Below are 16,449 nucleotides of genomic sequence, written 5' to 3'. Positions count from 1 at the left end.
ATAGATGGGAGCCAGAAAGAAATTAGCAGCCGATGCGCGCAAAGAAGCCATGAAGACCGTGGCTCTAGCACAACTGCGCAACGTGCCCACAAGCCCTCGTCGCATGCGTCAGGTGGCTGATCTTATCCGTGGTGAAAAGGTTGAAAAAGCGTTGGGTATCCTTCGTTTCAGCACTCGCCACAGCAGCCGTGATCTGGAGAAGCTTCTGCTTAGTGCAGTTGCGAACTGGCAAGCCAAGAACGAAGGGTCACGTGCGGAAGATGCGGACCTGTTCGTGAAAAGTGTGCAAGTGAATGAGGCCCGTGGCTTGAAGCGCATGCTTCCTGCACCACAAGGCCGCGCCTACAGAATGAAGAAACGTAGCAACCACGTGAGTTTGATCGTGGACGCAGCCACCGCCAACTAAGAGCCGAGAAAAGAGAACATGGGACAGAAAGCACATCCGACCGGACAGCGTCTTGGCTTTATTAAAGGCTGGGACAGCAATTGGTATGGCGGAAAGAATTACGCGGACAAGCTTGTCGAGGACGAGCAGATCCGCAAATACTTGATCGCACGACTTAAGAAAGCCAGTGTAAGCAAGATCGTGATCGAGCGCACCTTGAAATTGGTAACCGTTACGATCAACACCGCACGTCCAGGCGTGATCATCGGTAAAGGTGGTACGGAAGTGGATAAGTTGCGCGAGGAGCTGAAGAAGCTTACGGGTAAAGATGTTCAGATCAATATATTCGAGATCAAACGTCCGGAATTGGATGCACATTTGGTGGCCGATAGCATCGCACGCCAGCTCGAAGGTCGTATCAGCTTCCGTCGTGCTATGAAAATGGCCGTTGCAAGTAGCATGCGCATGGGTGCCGAAGGTATCAAATTGCAAGTGAGCGGTCGGTTGAACGGTGCAGAGATCGCACGTACGGAGAAGTACCGTGATGGTCGTGTTCCATTGCACACACTGCGTGCGGATATTGATTTCGCCATTACTGAGGCTCATACCAAAATGGGCAGGATCGGCATCAAATGCTGGATCATGCGTGGAGAGGTGTATGGCAAACAGGACTTAAGTCCTAACCAAGGTCAAGCAAAAGGTGGTCAAACGGGACCACGCATGGGCGGAGATCGTCCAGGCCGTCGTCCAGGAGGAGACCGTCGCCCAGGAGGGCCAGGAGGAGATCGTAGAGGAGGAGGAGATCGTCGTGGCCCTGCAGGAGGTGGGCGTGGACCAAACACCCGTAAAAGCTAAAAGCCATGTTACAACCGAAACGTAGCAGACGTCGCAATATGCACAAGGGCCGAATGAAAGGCCAAGCACAGCGCGGACACCGCGTGGCCCTAGGGTCATTTGGTCTGAAGGGGATGGAGAGCGTATGGCTCACTGGACGCCAGATAGAAAGCGCCCGTGTTGCACTAACACGTTATATGAAACGTGAAGGTCAGGTGTGGATCAAAGTATTCCCGGACAAACCGGTTACCAGCAAGCCTGCAGAGGTGCGTATGGGTAAGGGTAAAGGATCGTTGGATCATTGGGTAGCGGTTTGCCACGCAGGTCGTATCATCTTTGAGATCGACGGTGTACCATTGGCCACAGCGAAAGAAGCACTGCGATTGGCAGCCCAGAAGTTGCCTATCCCGACTAAGTTCGTGACCCGTGACGATTACGACGGCAACTAAGCGAGCAATGAAACAGAAAGGACACGAATACAAGGACCTTACGGTCGTGGAACTTACCGATAAGCTCCAAGAGACACGCTCTTCGTTGACGAAGCTTCGCTTCAGCCATACAGTGAGCCCGATCGAGAATCCGATGCAGATGCGCGCCGAACGCAAAGAAGTGGCACGTATCCTCACTGAACTACGCAAACGCGAACTCGCTAATACAGCATCCAAATGAGTACCCCTGAAACAGCAACCGCAGCGGTTGACCGTAACCTACGCAAAGAGCGCGTTGGTATCGTCACCAGCGATAAGATGACCAAAAGCGTAACCGTTAAGGTCGAACGTCGCGTTATGCACAAGAAATACGGAAAGTTCGTAAAGCTCTCCAGCAAATTCATGGCCCACGATGAGAAGGATGAAGCCCATATCGGCGACACCGTACGCATCATGGAGACCCGTCCAGTTAGCAAATCGAAGCGCTGGCGTTTGGTGGAAGTTATCGAACGTGCCAAGTAAACAAGAGACCCAGCGATGATCCAACAGGAATCCAGACTCAACGTGGCTGATAACAGCGGTGCCAAAGAAGTGCTTTGCATCCGTGTACTCGGTGGAACGGCGCGTCGATATGCACGCATCGGTGACACTATTGTTGTTAGCATTAAGCAGGCAATGCCCAATGCTGGTGCCAAAAAAGGAACCGTGCATAAAGCAGTAGTGGTCCGTACCAAGAAGGAGACCCGTCGTAAGGACGGTAGCTATATCCGTTTTGATGACAATGCCGTGGTTATCCTCGACGCTGCCGGAGAAATGAAAGGCACTCGCATCTTTGGTCCAGTGGCTAAGGAATTGCGCGAAAAGAAGTTCATGAAGATCATCTCCTTGGCACCTGAGGTGCTTTGATTTATGAGAGCGATGCAGAAGAAGACACACATCAAAAAAGGCGACATGGTAAAAGTGCTCGCCGGTGAGGACCGCTCCAAAGAGGGGCGCGTACTCGACGTTAACCGTGACCGTAGGGTCGCTATCGTTGAAGGCCTCAATATCAATAAGAAGCACAGCAAGCCAACTACCGCCAACCCACAAGGTGGCATCGTGGAAAAGGAAGGTCCTATCCACATCAGTAACTTGATGTTGATCGATGCCAAGACCGGACTGCCTGGCCGCGTGGGCCGCGTGGTGAACAAGGATGGCAAGCTGGAGCGGATCATTAAGACCAAGAAGAAAACCACCGCTAAGTCATGAGTTACGAAACCAGGCTCCGTGCCAAATACAAAGCAGAGGTGATCCCGTCCCTTCTAAAGGAATTCGGATACAAGAGTTCCATGCAGGTGCCTCGTCTTGAGAAGATATGCATCAACCAAGGTTTGGGCGACGCTGTCGGAGACAAGAAGATCGTTGAGAATGCCATTGCCGAAATGACCGTAATTGCCGGACAGAAAGCAGTTGCTACGATCTCACGCAAGGACATCAGTAACTTTAAGCTGCGTAAGGGAATGCCTATTGGTGCACGTGTAACTCTACGGGGTGAGCGCATGTACGAATTCCTTGATCGTTTGCTCGCTGTTTCGCTTCCACGTACACGTGACTTCAGAGGTGTGAAAGTGAGCGGCTTCGATGGTCGTGGCAACTTTACGTTCGGAGTAACCGAGCAGATCATCTTCCCGGAGATCGATATCGATAAAGTGACCAAGATCCAAGGAATGGACATAACACTTGTGACCACGGCCAAGACCGATGCAGAAGCGAAAGCATTGTTGGTCGCCTTTGGACTGCCATTCTCAGATAAGAAACTAGACTAAGACCCAAGCACTATGGCCAAAGAATCAATGAAAGCCCGAGAGCGCAAGCGCGCCAAGATGGTTGAGAAATTCGCCGCCAAGCGTGCTGCCTTGAAAGCAGCTGGCGATTGGGAAGGATTACAGAAACTACCTGCGAACAGCAGTTATGTGCGTAAGCACAACCGTTGCCAACTTACCGGTCGCCCACGTGGCTACATGCGTTTGTTCGGGATCTCGCGTAACATGTTCCGGGACATGGCGCTAGAGGGTAAGATCCCCGGAGTAACCAAGAGTAGCTGGTAATACAAAATGGGATGGGACATCTGTAAAGTGTCCGACCTAACTAAAAGAACAATGACAACCACCGACCCGATCGCCGATTATTTGACCCGCTTGCGCAACGCCATTCAGGCGCACAAGAAGGTAGTAGAGGTGCCTGCGAGCAACCTGAAAAGGGACATCACACGTATCCTTTACGACAAAGGCTATATCCTTTCTTGGAAAACCGAGGAGGATGGTAAACAAGGGATCATCAAGATCGCTTTGAAATACAATGCACAGACGCGCCAATCCGCTATTTCGGAACTGACGCGTGTAAGCTCACCAGGATTGCGCAAGTATGCGAACTCAGGTGCTCTACCTCGCGTGTTGAACGGTCTTGGCGTAGCGATCATCTCGACCAGTAAAGGTGTGGTTACCGATAAGGAAGCCCGTACCTTGAACATAGGAGGTGAAGTATTGTGTTACGTGAGCTAAAAGAATAAGAACATGTCACGCATAGGAAAAGCCCCGATCAACGTCCCAAAAGGCGTAATGATCACCATTAGCGACAAGAACCTGATCACTGTAAAAGGTCCGAAGGGTGAGTTGGAGCAAGCGGTTGATCCGGATATTACCCTGAAGCAGGAGGGTGAGGAGATACTGGTATCACGACCAAGCGATGCTAAACCGCATCGTGCGAAGCATGGCCTTTATCGTGCGTTGATCGCCAACATGGTGAAAGGCGTAAGCGAAGGGTTCGTTATTGAGCAAGAGTTGGTAGGTGTGGGTTACCGCGCTACTACCAAGGGTCAACAGCTGAACCTTTCTTTAGGATTCTCGCACAGCATTGTCATTGATCTGCCAGTGGCGATCAAAGTGGCTGCTGCACAGGAAAAAGGAAAGAACCCGATCATCCGAATGGAGTCGGCAGATAAACAATTGATCGGCCAAGTAGCCGCCAAATTGCGCGCGTTGCGAAAACCAGAGCCCTACAAAGGCAAAGGTGTTCGCTTTGTGGGTGAAGTGGTGCGTCGTAAGGCAGGTAAAGCAGCTGGTAAATAAGCAACACAATGGCATTCGATAGGATAGCACGTCGCAAGACGATAAAGCAACGGGTACGAAAGAACGTGCACGGAACGGCAGAGCGCCCACGCTTATCGGTCTACCGCAGCAACACGGGTATGTATGCCCAGATCGTCGACGACGAGAGTGGTAACACCATGGTTAGCGCCTCTTCATTGAAGGACAAAAAGGCCAACGGCATTGCCAAGGTTGAACAAGCCAAGATCGTTGGCAAAGCAATTGCCGCAAAAGCAAAAGCCGCTGGTATCGATCAGGTCGTTTTCGACCGTAACGGATACTTGTACCACGGCCGTGTTAAAGCATTGGCCGATGCAGCACGTGAAGCAGGCCTCAATTTCTGATCACAAAGAACACATGTCAGATAGTAACATCAAAAAGGTCAAGAGCAGTGACCTCGAGCTTAAGGATAAGCTCGTATCGCTGAACCGCGTGACCAAAGTGACCAAGGGTGGTCGCACATTCACTTTTGCTGCTATTGTAGTAGTGGGCAACGAGAATGGTGTGGTAGGCCATGGTCTTGGAAAAGCGAAGGAAGTGCAAGAGGCGATTGCCAAAGGCATTGACGATGCAAAGAAGAACCTGGTGCAAGTGCCCGTATTGCACGGAACCATTCCTCATTCACAAGAGGGTAAATACGCAGGGGCATTGGTCTTTCTGAAGCCCGCAGCACATGGTACCGGTGTAATTGCCGGAGGTGCGATGCGTGCTGTTCTGGAGAGCGTGGGTATAACCGACGTATTGGCCAAGAGCAAAGGAAGCAGTAACCCGCACAATGTGGTTAAAGCAACCATTGAGGCACTTACGAACATGCGCGATGCGAACCAAGTGGCTCGTCAGCGTGGAATTAAGCTGGATAAAGTATTCAACGGATGATCTCCTTAATGGAGAACACTCAAAGGAAGCAACAATGAAGACCATCATCATTACACAAACAGGCAGTCAGATCAAATGCCCAAAGCGTCAGAAAGACAATTTGAAAGCATTGGGTTTAGGCCGGATCGGCAAGTCCTTGATCGTGGAGGCAACTCCTCAGGTGCTTGGCATGGTGGAGAAAGTACATCATCTGGTATCCGTTAAGGAAGCGGTTTGATCGTATTGAAAGAACGACTTTATGCCTACGCCGGGCCATCGGCGCAAAGACATGGATCTAAGTAAACTTAAACCGGCCGAAGGGGCCACCAAGAAGGAAAAACGTATCGGTCGAGGCCAAGGCAGCGGTCGTGGTGGTACGGCTACGAAAGGTCATAAGGGCCAAAAAGCGCGTGCTGGCTGGAGTGGCAAACGCGGGTTCGAAGGCGGGCAGACCACTTTGACACGCCGTGTTCCTAAGTTCGGTTTCAACAATCCGACCCGAGTGGAATACAAGGGGATCAACTTGGATGCTATCCAAGCATTGGCCACCGAAAAGAAATTGAGCGCCATTGATCCGGCCGTATTGCATGCGAATGGTTTGATCCAGAAGAAGGACAAGCTTAAGATCCTAGGACGTGGTGAAGTTACCGGCGCATTGAACATTACTGCACATGCATTCAGCGCTACTGCAAAAGCAGCCATTGAAGCAAAAGGTGGTAAGGCCGAGACCATTACGACCATCGTTGAAAAGAACGACGAGAAAGCGAAGAAGGCATGAAGAATATGATCGATACGCTCAAGAACATCTGGCGGATCGAGGAACTGCGCAATCGCATCCTCGTTACGCTAGGGCTCTTGTTGATCTACCGGATCGGTAGCTTCATTGTGTTGCCCGGTGTGGACAGCAAGATGATGGCCGCTTCGACAAGTGGTGGAGGTGGTATCGCCGAGATCCTCGCGATCTTTACCGGGGGCGCCTTTACCCGTGCATCGATCTTCGCATTGGGTATCATGCCGTACATCTCGGCGTCCATTATCATGCAGTTGATGGGTATTGCCGTACCAGCTGTGCAGAAGAAACAGAAGGAGGAAAGCGGTCGTCGCCAGATCAATCAGTGGACCCGTTACCTCACCATTCTCATCTGCGTTTTCCAAGCTCCTGGTTACATCTTTACCACCATCGATGCTGCTGCGCGCCCGGAAGGTCAATTCTGGTTGATGACGAGTATCATCATCCTCAGTTCATCCACATTGTTCGTGATGTGGTTGGGTGAGCGTATTACCGAGCGTGGCCTTGGAAATGGTATTTCATTGATCATCATGATCGGTATCATCGCACAATTGCCACAATCATTCGCACAGGAAGTAGTTGGCCGCGTTGGTCCTGGCGGTGGTGGACTGGTATTGTTGTTGGTCGAAGTAGTTCTTTGGGTCTTGATCATTGCGGGTTGTATTCTGTTGGTGCAGGGTACGCGACGTATACCTGTCCAGTTCGCAAAGCGTGTTCAAGGCAACAAGCAGTATGGTGGAGTGCGTAACTATATCCCACTGAAAGTGAATGCTGCCGGTGTAATGCCGATCATCTTCGCACAAGCGATCGTGCTGATCCCCATGTATGTGGCCCAGGCGTTCGAGGAACCACCAGCATGGTTGGTAGGTATGGCGAACAATCAAGGTTGGGGCTACAACTTCATGTTGTTCCTGATGGTGGTATTGTTCACCTACTTCTACACAGCGATCACTGTTAACCCGAATCAATTGGCGGATGATATGAAGCGTAATGGTGGATTCATTCCGGGTATTAAGCCCGGAAAGCAGACCGCTGGTCATATCGACGAGCTTTTGTCACGCATCACGTTGCCTGGAGCTATATTCCTGGGTCTCGTTGCGATCCTTCCCGCATTCGCGGTAATGTTCGGGATCAAGCAGGGTTTTGCGCAGTTCTTCGGCGGTACATCATTGTTGATCATGGTGGGCGTGTTATTGGACACGTTGCAACAGATCGAAAGTCATTTGTTGATGCGACATTACGACGGACTGATGAAGTCCGGTCGCATCAAAGGAAGAAGTGGAGGAGCGGCATTTGGCATGGCCGGATAGGAACATGGCTAAGACCGTGAACCATCTGAGTGATGAGGAGATCGCATTGGTGAAGGAGAGTTCTTTGCTTGTTGGAAGGACCTTGGCGGAAGTTGCCAAAAGGATCGCACCCGGTGTTACTACCGGTGAATTGGACCGCATGGCGGAAGAGTTCATCCGTGACAACGGAGCGATACCCGGTTTCAAAGGCCTGTACGGCTGCCCAAGCACGTTGTTGACCAGCGTGAATGAGCAAGTTGTTCATGGTCTACCTGGTGATACACCGCTTGAAGAAGGCGATATTGCCAGTGTGGATTGTGGAGTGCTGATGAACGAATTCTACGGTGATAGCGCCTATACATTCTGTGTAGGTGAAGTTGCACCGGACACCTTGACGCTCTTACGGGTTACCCAAGAGTGTTTGGAACGTGGAATTGCGGAAGCGATCGCGAACAACCGCATCGGTGATGTAGGTTACGCGATCCAGCATCATGCTGAATCGCATAAGTACGGTGTAGTGCGTGAGTTGGTGGGCCACGGTGTGGGCCGCAAATTGCACGAACCACCCGAAGTGCCCAACTACGGAAGACGTGGGCACGGTGTGAAGATGAATGCAGGTATGGTGCTTGCGATCGAACCCATGATCAACATGGGAGTGAAAGAAGTGAAACAGCTAGCGGACGGTTGGACCGTAGTAACACGCGACGGGAAACCAAGCGCGCATTTCGAACACACCATCGCAGTAAGGCAAGGCAAAGCAGAGGTCCTATCAACATTCAGTTTCATCGAAGATGTGCTGAAAGCAAAAGGAACACTGGTGAATTGAACGTTACTGTAACGTCGCCCAAGAGGTGGACAATACAGCAAGAGAGAAAGGAACAAGAAAGGAATGAGTAAAACAGGGACCATAGAGCAGGACGGCGTCATCAAAGAGGCGCTGAGCAATGCTATGTTCCGTGTTGAGCTGGAGAATGGTCACGTGATCGTCGCCCACATCTCTGGAAAAATGCGGATGCACTACATCCGGATCCTACCAGGTGATAAAGTAAAAGTGGAGATGAGTCCGTACGACCTGAGCAAAGGCCGCATCACCTTTCGTTACAAGAGTTAAAGAACAAGGAAACCATGAAGGTCAGGGCATCCCTAAAACCACGCTCCGCGGACTGCAAGATCGTCCGTCGTAAAGGGCGTTTGTACATCATCAACAAGAAGAACCCGAAGTTCAAGCAACGTCAGGGCTGATAACTAGATAGACATGGCACGTATAGCAGGTATAGACCTACCCAAGACCAAGAGGGGCTGCATTGGCCTCACGTACATCTACGGCATCGGCCGCAGCAAAGCCCTTTCCATTCTGGAGAAGGCCGAGGTGGATCCCGATACCAAGGTTGACGACTGGACCGATGATGAACAATCCCGTATCCGGACGGTCATCAATGAGAGCATTAAGGTTGAAGGTGCGCTTCGGAGTGAAGTGCAGCTGAGCATTAAGCGCTTGATGGACATCGGCAGTTACCGTGGGCAGCGTCATCGTGCTGGTTTACCAGTGCGCGGACAACGTACACGTACGAACAGCCGTACCCGTAAAGGCAAACGTAAAACAGTGGCGAACAAGAAAAAGGCAACGAAATAACGTAGTGGCGGACGATCGTTCGCCAGCTAACGTTGTTACGATGCGGAATTCAACAACACCGTTCCCTCAATAAGAAACACATGGCAAAGCAAGAGCAAAAGGCCGGCGGCAAGAAGAAGAAAAAGAACGTGGTAGTGGAGGCCTTTGGGCAAGCCCACATCCGTGCTACGTTCAACAATCTTATCATCTCGCTCACCAATAACAAGGGTGAGGTGATCAGCTGGTCATCCGCAGGTAAGCAAGGCTTCCGCGGAAGCAAGAAGAACACCCCATATGCTGGGCAAGTGAGCGCCGAAGAGGCTGCTCGCGAAGCGCATGATCTGGGTCTACGCAAAGTGAAAGTGTTCGTTAAGGGACCAGGAGGTGGTCGTGAAAGTGCCATCCGCGCATTGCATAACAGCGGTGTGGAGGTAACTGAGATCATTGATCAGACACCAATGCCACACAACGGCTGCCGACCACCAAAGAAGCGCCGCGTATAAAAAACAACAACCGTAGGGGTGGGACTGTTTCCCATTCCGTAGTTGGTGTTCCATAAAAAGGGGAACACCCAAAAACCAAAGAAGAATGGCACGTTACACAGGACCTAAGACACGGATCGCCCGTAAATTCGGAGAAGCGATCTTCGGACCGGACAAATGGATGGAGCGCAAGCCCCATAGCCCCGGCCAGCATGGCCCCAATGCCCGCCGCCGCAAAAAGGAGAGTGAATACTCCCTTCAGTTGCAAGCGAAGCAAAAGGCGAAATACACCTACGGCATCCTCGAGCGCCAGTTCGAGAAAATGTACTATATCGCTGCCAGTAAGCGCGGTATTACCGGTGAAGTATTGCTACAGTTGTGCGAATCACGTTTGGACAACACGGTATTCCGTTTGGGCATTGCACCAACACGTCGTGCTGCTCGTCAATTGGTCGGTCATGGCCACGTTACGGTAGATGGTAGCATGGTGAATATCCCTAGTTACACGTTGCGCCCTGGACAGACCGTAGCAGTGCGCGAAAAAAGTCGTGCGTTGGAAGCGATCACCAATAGCATTTCGGTAAGCAACAACAAATTCGATTGGTTGGAGTGGAACCCGAGCAACATGACAGGCAAATTCATCAACATGCCTGAGCGCGCACAGATCCCGGAGAACATCCGTGAGCAACTGATCGTGGAATTGTACAGTAAGTAATTGATGAACCTACACTGTTCCTGGTAAGCAGGGGAGCGGTGATCGGGTGAACGGACAAGGACTGCCAACAGACACATAAAACAACGCAACAGCACATGCCCATTCTCGAATTCCAGCGGCCAGACAAGGTAACGATGATCGAATCCGACGATAAGCGCGGATCCTTCGAGTTCCGTCCTCTAGAGCCGGGCTACGGGATCACCATCGGTAATGCCCTTCGCCGTATTCTTCTCTCCAGCTTGGAGGGACATGCGATCACCAGTGTACGCATTGGTGGCGTGGACCACGAGTTCAGCACAATTAAAGGAGTGATCGAGGACATGACCGAGATCGTTCTGAACCTTAAGCAGATCCGCTTCCGCCGTCAGTTGGACGATGTTAGCACGGAGAAAGTATCCTTCACCGTTAGCGGTAAGGATGGTTTCACAGGTGCCGATATCGGAAAGCACACCACTGGTTTCCAGGTGTTGAACCCTGAGCACGTTATCTGCAATATGGACAGCAACGTTAAGTTGCAAGTGGAGGTCACCATCGGAAAAGGACGTGGTTACGTTCCTGCTGATGAGAACAAAGTGGAAGGTGCCCCTATCGGTACCATCTACATCGACTCGATCTACACACCGATCAAGAACGTTAAGTACAACGTTGAGAACACGCGTGTTGAAGAGAAGACCGACTATGAGAAGCTCACCATCGAGTTGATCACGGACGGTAGCATCTCTCCAAAGGATGCGTTGCAGGAAGCTGCGAAGATCCTGATCCACCACTTCATGTTGTTTAGCGATGAGCGCATAACCCTTGATACGGAGATCCGACCATCATCCAGCAGCAATGCGGAAGAGTTCGACGAGACCAGCTTGCACATGCGTCAACTATTGAAGACCAAGTTGGTCGACATGGACCTGAGTGTACGTGCATTGAATTGCTTGAAAGCAGCTGACATCGATACCCTTGGTGATCTCGTTTCATTCAACAAGAACGACCTCTTGAAGTTCCGCAACTTCGGTAAGAAGAGTCTTACTGAGCTTGAGGATCTGGTAGAGAACAAAGGCCTGAGCTTCGGAATGAACGTGGCCAAATACAAGTTAGACAAGGAGTAATGTAGCGGCGACGCATGCGTCGCCTTACATACACCCAACACGATACTACAATGAGACACGGAAATAAGAACAACGCACTAGGCCGTAAGAAAGCCCACCGCGATAGCCTGTTGAGCAATATGGCGATCAGCTTGATCGATCATAAGCGCATCGAGACCACCTTGGCCAAAGCAAAAGCACTACGCTTGTTCGTAGAGCCTTTGATTACCAAGAGCAAGGACGATACCATGCACAGCCGTCGTACAGTGTTCAGCTACCTTCAGAACAAAGAGGCAACAGCCACATTGTTCCGCGATGTAGCGCCTAAGATCGCTGATCGTCCTGGAGGGTACACCCGCATCATCAAAATGGGCAACCGTTTAGGAGACGCGGCTGAAATGGCCATGATCGAATTGGTCGATTTCAACACGACCTACACCAAGGAGAAAGCAGGTACAGCGGCTAAGAAGACCCGTCGTACACGCCGTACCAAAGCCGCATCGAAACCAGAAGCCGAAGCAAAGCCGGAAACCGAAGCAAAAGCAGAAGTTGGCGAAGAGGCAAAAGGCGAGTAGAACAACATTCAACGAAATAGGAACGGGGCGCTTAGAAGGTGCCCCGTTCTTCGTTTTGGTACACGCCGCTCTTCATCGAATGATACAGATGGACGTGAGTGAACGATCACAGATCTATAACATGAGTCGCGTTCGACATTGGCGTTGTACCTAGGTAGAACTCGCAAGCCAATACTTATCTTCATCCTTCCGCAGACATCAAACTTGCGTAGAATGGCAGTTCTGAAAGTATTGGTGAATCGAGATCTCTCCGTGCAATGAGGTCTTTCTATTTAGTCATATTCCTGTTTATCGGGCTCAATGTTCATGCTCAGCATTGGGAGAGGCTCAGCGATGGACCTATTGGTTCGATGACGGCACTTTCGGTTGATCCCATCGCTGATAGACTTTATGGCAGCGGTACGTTTTTGAGAATTGCGAACGAAACCGATACCGTACTTGCATTCGGCATGGCACAATGGGATGGCACCCGTTGGGATAGCATCGGACATCGAATGTATGAGATTCCTGGCAGTACTGCGAGTCAAGTCTATTGGTTTATTCGTTACAATGCTGAATTATATGCCTGCGGTGCCTTTGGATTTTTCGTTGAACCGGACACAGCTAATGGATCCTTTTCTCGCCTCGACGAAACAACTCAACGTTGGGAACCTTTAGACTGTATAAATCCGGTCACCAGCGGGTTGGGTGGTATTTCACCCAGACACGATGAACAGGATAACTTGTATATGACCGGTTTCTCTACAAGTATTTGCGGCTACCCAGAAGCCGCTGTGTTCCGGTATGATGCCGATGGGTTTCACGAATGGTCGCCTTATCAGCAGATTCCAGTAGACAACGGAAATTTTATTGGGACGGTAATCGAGTTTGAAGGTATGACGTACATGCGCGGGATTTTCCGTGATCCACTCTCTGACGGGTGGTGTAATCTTATGCGCCACAACGGTTCCACATGGGAATATGTTCCGGGTTGGGGCACTTCGCTTGGAGCAATTAAAGATGTGGTCATCCACAATGAAGTGCTGTACATCGTAGGTGCTTTCCGGGAACCCGGTGCGCCGGGTAATGGCTTGGCGGCGTTCGATGGGCAGAATTGGTTGGATTTTGGAACAGGACTTGAATTGGCCATAGCACCGGGGTATACTTCGGTACTTACGCTACAATGGTTCCACGATGACCTGTATGTTGGCGGGCAATTCACCAAAGCTGGTGGTATACCGGCAAATGGGTTGGCCAAATGGAACGGTTCGCAATGGTGTTCGTTACCCGGTTTCGATCAAGAACCCGGTCCCAATCCGCAGTCAGTTCCCGGCATGGCCGTTTGGCGAGATAGCTTATACATTGTTGGTGCGTTCACTGAACTGGAAGGCCAACCCTTCAACCGTGTGGCCCAATGGATCGGTGGCGATGCGGTAAGCGGGTGTAGTGTGCCTATTTCTGTTCCGGAGATCTCGACTGAGCACGTACAGCTGAGTGTTTGGCTTACTGATGTGAACAACTGGACGGTTGAGATGCCATACAATGAACGTTGGAGCGTAACCCTCTATGACAACACAGGGCGTACTGTTCAGCGCCAGAATGTCGCGGGGCAGCGTTCAGCGTTGGATCTTTCTGGATTATCCGCTGGAATGTACATCGTGCAAGCGGGTGATCCATCTGGTAAACAATTCACGGCGAAGCTTCTGATGCAATAACGCGGATGCCGTATTGATCAACTAGAATCGGGCTATGCAGGCTGTACATCACCACGTTTTCAACACCTGTGGATGATCTCTTCGTTCGACTTATGACTGAGCGGGTATCTTTGCAGCATTAAAGCTGACGTATATCGCGTATGCTCGTAAGCCAACGTCCCGAAGCCCTTCTGTTACTTGCTGATGGTACGTTATTTCGCGGTCGTTCCATTGGAGCTACGGGTAGCGCCGCCGGCGAGATCTGCTTCAATACCGGCATGACCGGCTACCAAGAGATCTTTACCGATCCGAGCTACACCGGCCAGATCATGACCTTGGCCACACCGCACGTGGGCAATTACGGCGTAAAGGAAGGCGAAGAAGAAAGCAGGTCGCTTACCATCGCTGGTCTTGTAGTGAAGAAGTTCAGTGAAGTGGTGAGTCGTCCGGGAGCCACGGGTTCCTTGGATGATCAACTCAAAGCACAGAACGTGGTCGGGATCAGTGATGTGGACACGCGCAAATTGGTGCGGCACATCCGTGATCATGGAGCGCAGAATGCCATTATTTCTACTGAATTGGATGTTGCTGCGTTGAAGAAACAATTGGCTGCGGCACCCGCAATGGCCGGTCTGGAATTGAGCAGCCGTGTTACCGCAGCACATGCTTATGAGGTCGGGTCCAAGAACGCGAGTTTCCGGGTGGCCTTGTTGGACTTTGGCGTGAAACGAAACATAGAGCGCTGCCTTGTGGAACGTGATTGCTTTGTAAAAGTTTTTCCGATGACCACGCCGCTTTCGGACATGCTCGCATGGGAACCGAATGGGTTCATGCTAAGCAATGGACCCGGTGATCCCGGCGCAATGCCCAACAGCGTGGCGCTGGTAAAAACAATTGTGGACGCAGGGCTTCCGGTCTTCGGGATCTGCTTGGGTCATCAACTATTGGCAGAGGCGCATGGCATGCCCACCCTGAAAATGCATCATGGCCATAGGGGCATCAATCACCCTGTAAAGGACCTCACGACGGGGCGTGATGAAATCACCTCACAGAATCATGGATTCGTAGTGGATCGTGATGCCGCAGAAATGAACAAGGCGGTGGAGATCACCCATGTTCACCTTAACGATGGCAGCGTCGCTGGTTTCAAGTTGAAAGGCAAACCGGTCTTTTGCGTGCAGTACCATCCCGAAGCTGGTCCAGGCCCATTGGACGGGCGTTATCTTTTTGATCGGTTCGTTGCGAACATGCACGCCCATTTCACCGTAGAAGGTGCTCTTATAAAGAATAATTGAACTGTAGTTATGAGTCTGATCGCCAAGATCCAAGCCCGCGAGATCCTCGATTCTCGTGGCAATCCTACCATTGAAGTAGATGTCTACACCGATTCAGGTCACATGGGTCGCGCAGCAGTTCCTAGTGGTGCCAGCACCGGTGCCCATGAGGCTGCTGAATTGCGCGATGGTGACAAGAAAAGATACTTGGGCAAAGGTGTTCTCAAGGCCGTTCAGAACGTAAATAGTACCCTTAACTCCGAGTTGAACGGAGCGTTGGTCACAGAGCAAGCAATGATCGATCGTGCGTTGATCGCGTTGGATGGATCTCCGAACAAAGCGAACTTGGGAGCCAATGCAATTCTTGGTGTAAGCCTTGCGGTTGCAAAAGCTGCAGCTAGTGAATCGGGCATGCCGCTCTACCGTTATGTCGGCGGTGTCAATGCATGCACCTTACCTGTTCCGCTGATGAACATTTTGAACGGTGGCGCACATGCAGACAACAAAGTGGATGTGCAGGAATTCATGATCATGCCCGTTGGTGCAAAGACCTTCGGTGAAGGGTTACGGATGGGTGCTGAGGTATTCCACAATCTGAAAGCCGTTCTGAAAGCGAAGAGCCTGAGTACCAACGTTGGTGACGAAGGCGGTTTTGCACCGGATCTTGCAAGCAATGAAGATGCGTTGAAGTTGGTGATGCAGGCCATTGAAAAAGCAGGATACAAACCAGGTGAGGATATCGTGTTGGCATTGGATTGCGCCAGTACCGAATTCTATGACGCCAAAAAGGAGCGTTACACCTTGGAGAGCACTGGCGATAGTCTCACGAGTAAAGAAATGGTAGCTATGTGGGCCGATTGGGCCAAGCGTTACCCCATTGTAAGTATTGAGGATGGCATGTCCGAGGACGATTGGGACGGATGGAAGTTGCTCACGGAGACGATCGGCGAAAAAGTGCAACTTGTAGGTGATGATCTTTTTGTGACGAACACGGAGCGCCTTGCTGAAGGCATCAACAAGGGCATCGCGAATAGCATTTTGGTTAAGGTGAACCAGATCGGAACACTTACCGAGACCATTCAAGCCGTAGAAATGGCCCACCGCGCAGGATATACGAGTGTCATGAGCCACCGTAGTGGAGAAACCGAGGATAGCACCATCGCCGATCTGGCCGTCGCATTGAATTGCGGCATGATCAAGACGGGTAGCGCTAGTCGCAGTGACCGTATCGCCAAGTACAACCAGTTGCTCCGTATTGAAGAGCAATTAGGTCCTGCTGGTGTGTACCCCGGCAAGAGTTTGCGGTACGCTCATTGAGCTCACCGTTTTCTTC

General features: G+C 51.1%; 27 protein-coding genes. All 27 read left to right on the top strand.

Features of this window, described 5'->3' with window-relative positions:
- Nucleotides 1-4: 4 nt before the first annotated feature.
- The 27 genes from rplV (at nt 5) to eno (ending at nt 16,433) form a co-directional block, all read left to right on the top strand.
- Entirely contained in the window at nt 5-406 is a 402-nt protein-coding gene (gene rplV / locus IPF95_00965) for a 50S ribosomal protein L22 (protein ID MBK6473267.1), read from the top strand.
- Nucleotides 407-424: 18 nt separating this feature from the next.
- Nucleotides 425-1,240: a 30S ribosomal protein S3 gene (gene rpsC, locus IPF95_00960; protein MBK6473266.1), complete on the top strand. Its 816-nt coding sequence runs from the start codon at nt 425-427 to the stop codon at nt 1,238-1,240.
- A gap of 5 nt (nt 1,241-1,245) precedes the next feature.
- Entirely contained in the window at nt 1,246-1,668 is a 423-nt protein-coding gene (gene rplP, locus IPF95_00955; protein ID MBK6473265.1) for a 50S ribosomal protein L16, read from the top strand.
- Nucleotides 1,669-1,675: 7 nt separating this feature from the next.
- Nucleotides 1,676-1,888 carry a 50S ribosomal protein L29 gene (gene rpmC, locus IPF95_00950; GenBank protein ID MBK6473264.1) on the top strand — a complete coding sequence of 71 codons (213 nt, stop codon included), beginning with the start codon at nt 1,676-1,678 and terminating at the stop codon, nt 1,886-1,888.
- Nucleotides 1,885-2,169 (top strand): 30S ribosomal protein S17, encoded by a 285-nt coding sequence (gene rpsQ / locus IPF95_00945; protein ID MBK6473263.1) that lies wholly within the window; start codon nt 1,885-1,887, stop codon nt 2,167-2,169. The genes rpmC and rpsQ overlap by 4 nt, the downstream gene beginning before the upstream one ends.
- 15 nt (nt 2,170-2,184) lie before the next feature.
- Nucleotides 2,185-2,553, top strand: a complete 369-nt coding sequence (gene rplN, locus IPF95_00940) for a 50S ribosomal protein L14 (GenBank protein MBK6473262.1) — start codon at nt 2,185-2,187, stop codon at nt 2,551-2,553.
- Nucleotides 2,554-2,565: 12 nt separating this feature from the next.
- The gene (gene rplX / locus IPF95_00935) at nt 2,566-2,895 is read left to right on the top strand and encodes a 50S ribosomal protein L24 (GenBank protein ID MBK6473261.1); all 330 of its coding nucleotides are present in this window, start codon (nt 2,566-2,568) and stop codon (nt 2,893-2,895) included.
- Complete coding sequence (gene rplE, locus IPF95_00930; GenBank protein ID MBK6473260.1) at nt 2,892-3,452, top strand: 50S ribosomal protein L5; 561 nt, start codon at nt 2,892-2,894, stop codon at nt 3,450-3,452. Before rplX ends, rplE begins: the two co-directional genes overlap by 4 nt.
- A gap of 12 nt (nt 3,453-3,464) precedes the next feature.
- Nucleotides 3,465-3,734 carry a 30S ribosomal protein S14 gene (rpsN, locus tag IPF95_00925; protein MBK6473259.1) on the top strand — a complete coding sequence of 90 codons (270 nt, stop codon included), beginning with the start codon at nt 3,465-3,467 and terminating at the stop codon, nt 3,732-3,734.
- 51 nt (nt 3,735-3,785) lie between these two features.
- A complete protein-coding gene (gene rpsH, locus IPF95_00920; GenBank protein MBK6473258.1) occupies nt 3,786-4,187 on the top strand; it encodes a 30S ribosomal protein S8 in 402 nt (133 codons plus the stop codon).
- A 12-nt stretch (nt 4,188-4,199) separates the two neighbouring features.
- Complete coding sequence (gene rplF, locus IPF95_00915; GenBank protein MBK6473257.1) at nt 4,200-4,754, top strand: 50S ribosomal protein L6; 555 nt, start codon at nt 4,200-4,202, stop codon at nt 4,752-4,754.
- An 8-nt stretch (nt 4,755-4,762) separates the two neighbouring features.
- Nucleotides 4,763-5,116, top strand: coding sequence for a 50S ribosomal protein L18 (locus IPF95_00910; protein MBK6473256.1), 354 nt, complete (start codon nt 4,763-4,765; stop codon nt 5,114-5,116).
- A gap of 13 nt (nt 5,117-5,129) precedes the next feature.
- A complete protein-coding gene (gene rpsE / locus IPF95_00905; protein MBK6473255.1) occupies nt 5,130-5,648 on the top strand; it encodes a 30S ribosomal protein S5 in 519 nt (172 codons plus the stop codon).
- Complete coding sequence (gene rpmD / locus IPF95_00900) at nt 5,590-5,865, top strand: 50S ribosomal protein L30 (GenBank protein MBK6473254.1); 276 nt, start codon at nt 5,590-5,592, stop codon at nt 5,863-5,865. The genes rpsE and rpmD overlap by 59 nt, the downstream gene beginning before the upstream one ends.
- A 51-nt stretch (nt 5,866-5,916) precedes the next feature.
- Nucleotides 5,917-6,405 (top strand): 50S ribosomal protein L15, encoded by a 489-nt coding sequence (gene rplO, locus IPF95_00895; protein MBK6473253.1) that lies wholly within the window; start codon nt 5,917-5,919, stop codon nt 6,403-6,405.
- Entirely contained in the window at nt 6,402-7,727 is a 1,326-nt protein-coding gene (gene secY, locus IPF95_00890) for a preprotein translocase subunit SecY (GenBank protein MBK6473252.1), read from the top strand. The genes rplO and secY overlap by 4 nt, the downstream gene beginning before the upstream one ends.
- Before the next feature lie 4 nt (nt 7,728-7,731).
- Nucleotides 7,732-8,532 carry a type I methionyl aminopeptidase gene (map, locus tag IPF95_00885; protein MBK6473251.1) on the top strand — a complete coding sequence of 267 codons (801 nt, stop codon included), beginning with the start codon at nt 7,732-7,734 and terminating at the stop codon, nt 8,530-8,532.
- 63 nt (nt 8,533-8,595) lie between these two features.
- The gene (gene infA / locus IPF95_00880) at nt 8,596-8,817 is read left to right on the top strand and encodes a translation initiation factor IF-1 (GenBank protein MBK6473250.1); all 222 of its coding nucleotides are present in this window, start codon (nt 8,596-8,598) and stop codon (nt 8,815-8,817) included.
- Nucleotides 8,818-8,831: 14 nt separating this feature from the next.
- Nucleotides 8,832-8,948 (top strand): 50S ribosomal protein L36, encoded by a 117-nt coding sequence (gene rpmJ, locus IPF95_00875; protein ID MBK6473249.1) that lies wholly within the window; start codon nt 8,832-8,834, stop codon nt 8,946-8,948.
- A 13-nt stretch (nt 8,949-8,961) separates the two neighbouring features.
- Nucleotides 8,962-9,339, top strand: a complete 378-nt coding sequence (rpsM, locus tag IPF95_00870) for a 30S ribosomal protein S13 (protein ID MBK6473248.1) — start codon at nt 8,962-8,964, stop codon at nt 9,337-9,339.
- A gap of 80 nt (nt 9,340-9,419) precedes the next feature.
- Nucleotides 9,420-9,821 carry a 30S ribosomal protein S11 gene (rpsK, locus tag IPF95_00865; protein MBK6473247.1) on the top strand — a complete coding sequence of 134 codons (402 nt, stop codon included), beginning with the start codon at nt 9,420-9,422 and terminating at the stop codon, nt 9,819-9,821.
- Nucleotides 9,822-9,906: 85 nt separating this feature from the next.
- Nucleotides 9,907-10,515 carry a 30S ribosomal protein S4 gene (gene rpsD / locus IPF95_00860; protein MBK6473246.1) on the top strand — a complete coding sequence of 203 codons (609 nt, stop codon included), beginning with the start codon at nt 9,907-9,909 and terminating at the stop codon, nt 10,513-10,515.
- A 95-nt stretch (nt 10,516-10,610) separates the two neighbouring features.
- Complete coding sequence (locus IPF95_00855) at nt 10,611-11,615, top strand: DNA-directed RNA polymerase subunit alpha (GenBank protein ID MBK6473245.1); 1,005 nt, start codon at nt 10,611-10,613, stop codon at nt 11,613-11,615.
- 50 nt (nt 11,616-11,665) lie between these two features.
- Entirely contained in the window at nt 11,666-12,169 is a 504-nt protein-coding gene (gene rplQ, locus IPF95_00850) for a 50S ribosomal protein L17 (protein MBK6473244.1), read from the top strand.
- Nucleotides 12,170-12,519: 350 nt separating this feature from the next.
- A complete protein-coding gene (locus IPF95_00845) occupies nt 12,520-13,863 on the top strand; it encodes a T9SS type A sorting domain-containing protein (GenBank protein ID MBK6473243.1) in 1,344 nt (447 codons plus the stop codon).
- A 140-nt stretch (nt 13,864-14,003) separates the two neighbouring features.
- Nucleotides 14,004-15,137, top strand: a complete 1,134-nt coding sequence (gene carA / locus IPF95_00840) for a glutamine-hydrolyzing carbamoyl-phosphate synthase small subunit (GenBank protein MBK6473242.1) — start codon at nt 14,004-14,006, stop codon at nt 15,135-15,137.
- A gap of 9 nt (nt 15,138-15,146) precedes the next feature.
- On the top strand, nt 15,147-16,433 hold the full coding sequence (eno, locus tag IPF95_00835) for a phosphopyruvate hydratase (protein MBK6473241.1): 1,287 nt from the start codon (nt 15,147-15,149) through the stop codon (nt 16,431-16,433).
- The last annotated feature ends 16 nt before the right edge of the window (nt 16,434-16,449 follow it).

It is taken from the genome of Flavobacteriales bacterium, assembly GCA_016704485.1.
Taxonomy (GTDB): domain Bacteria; phylum Bacteroidota; class Bacteroidia; order Flavobacteriales_F; family PHOS-HE28; genus PHOS-HE28.
This window is presented reverse-complemented; position numbering and strand designations above follow the sequence as displayed.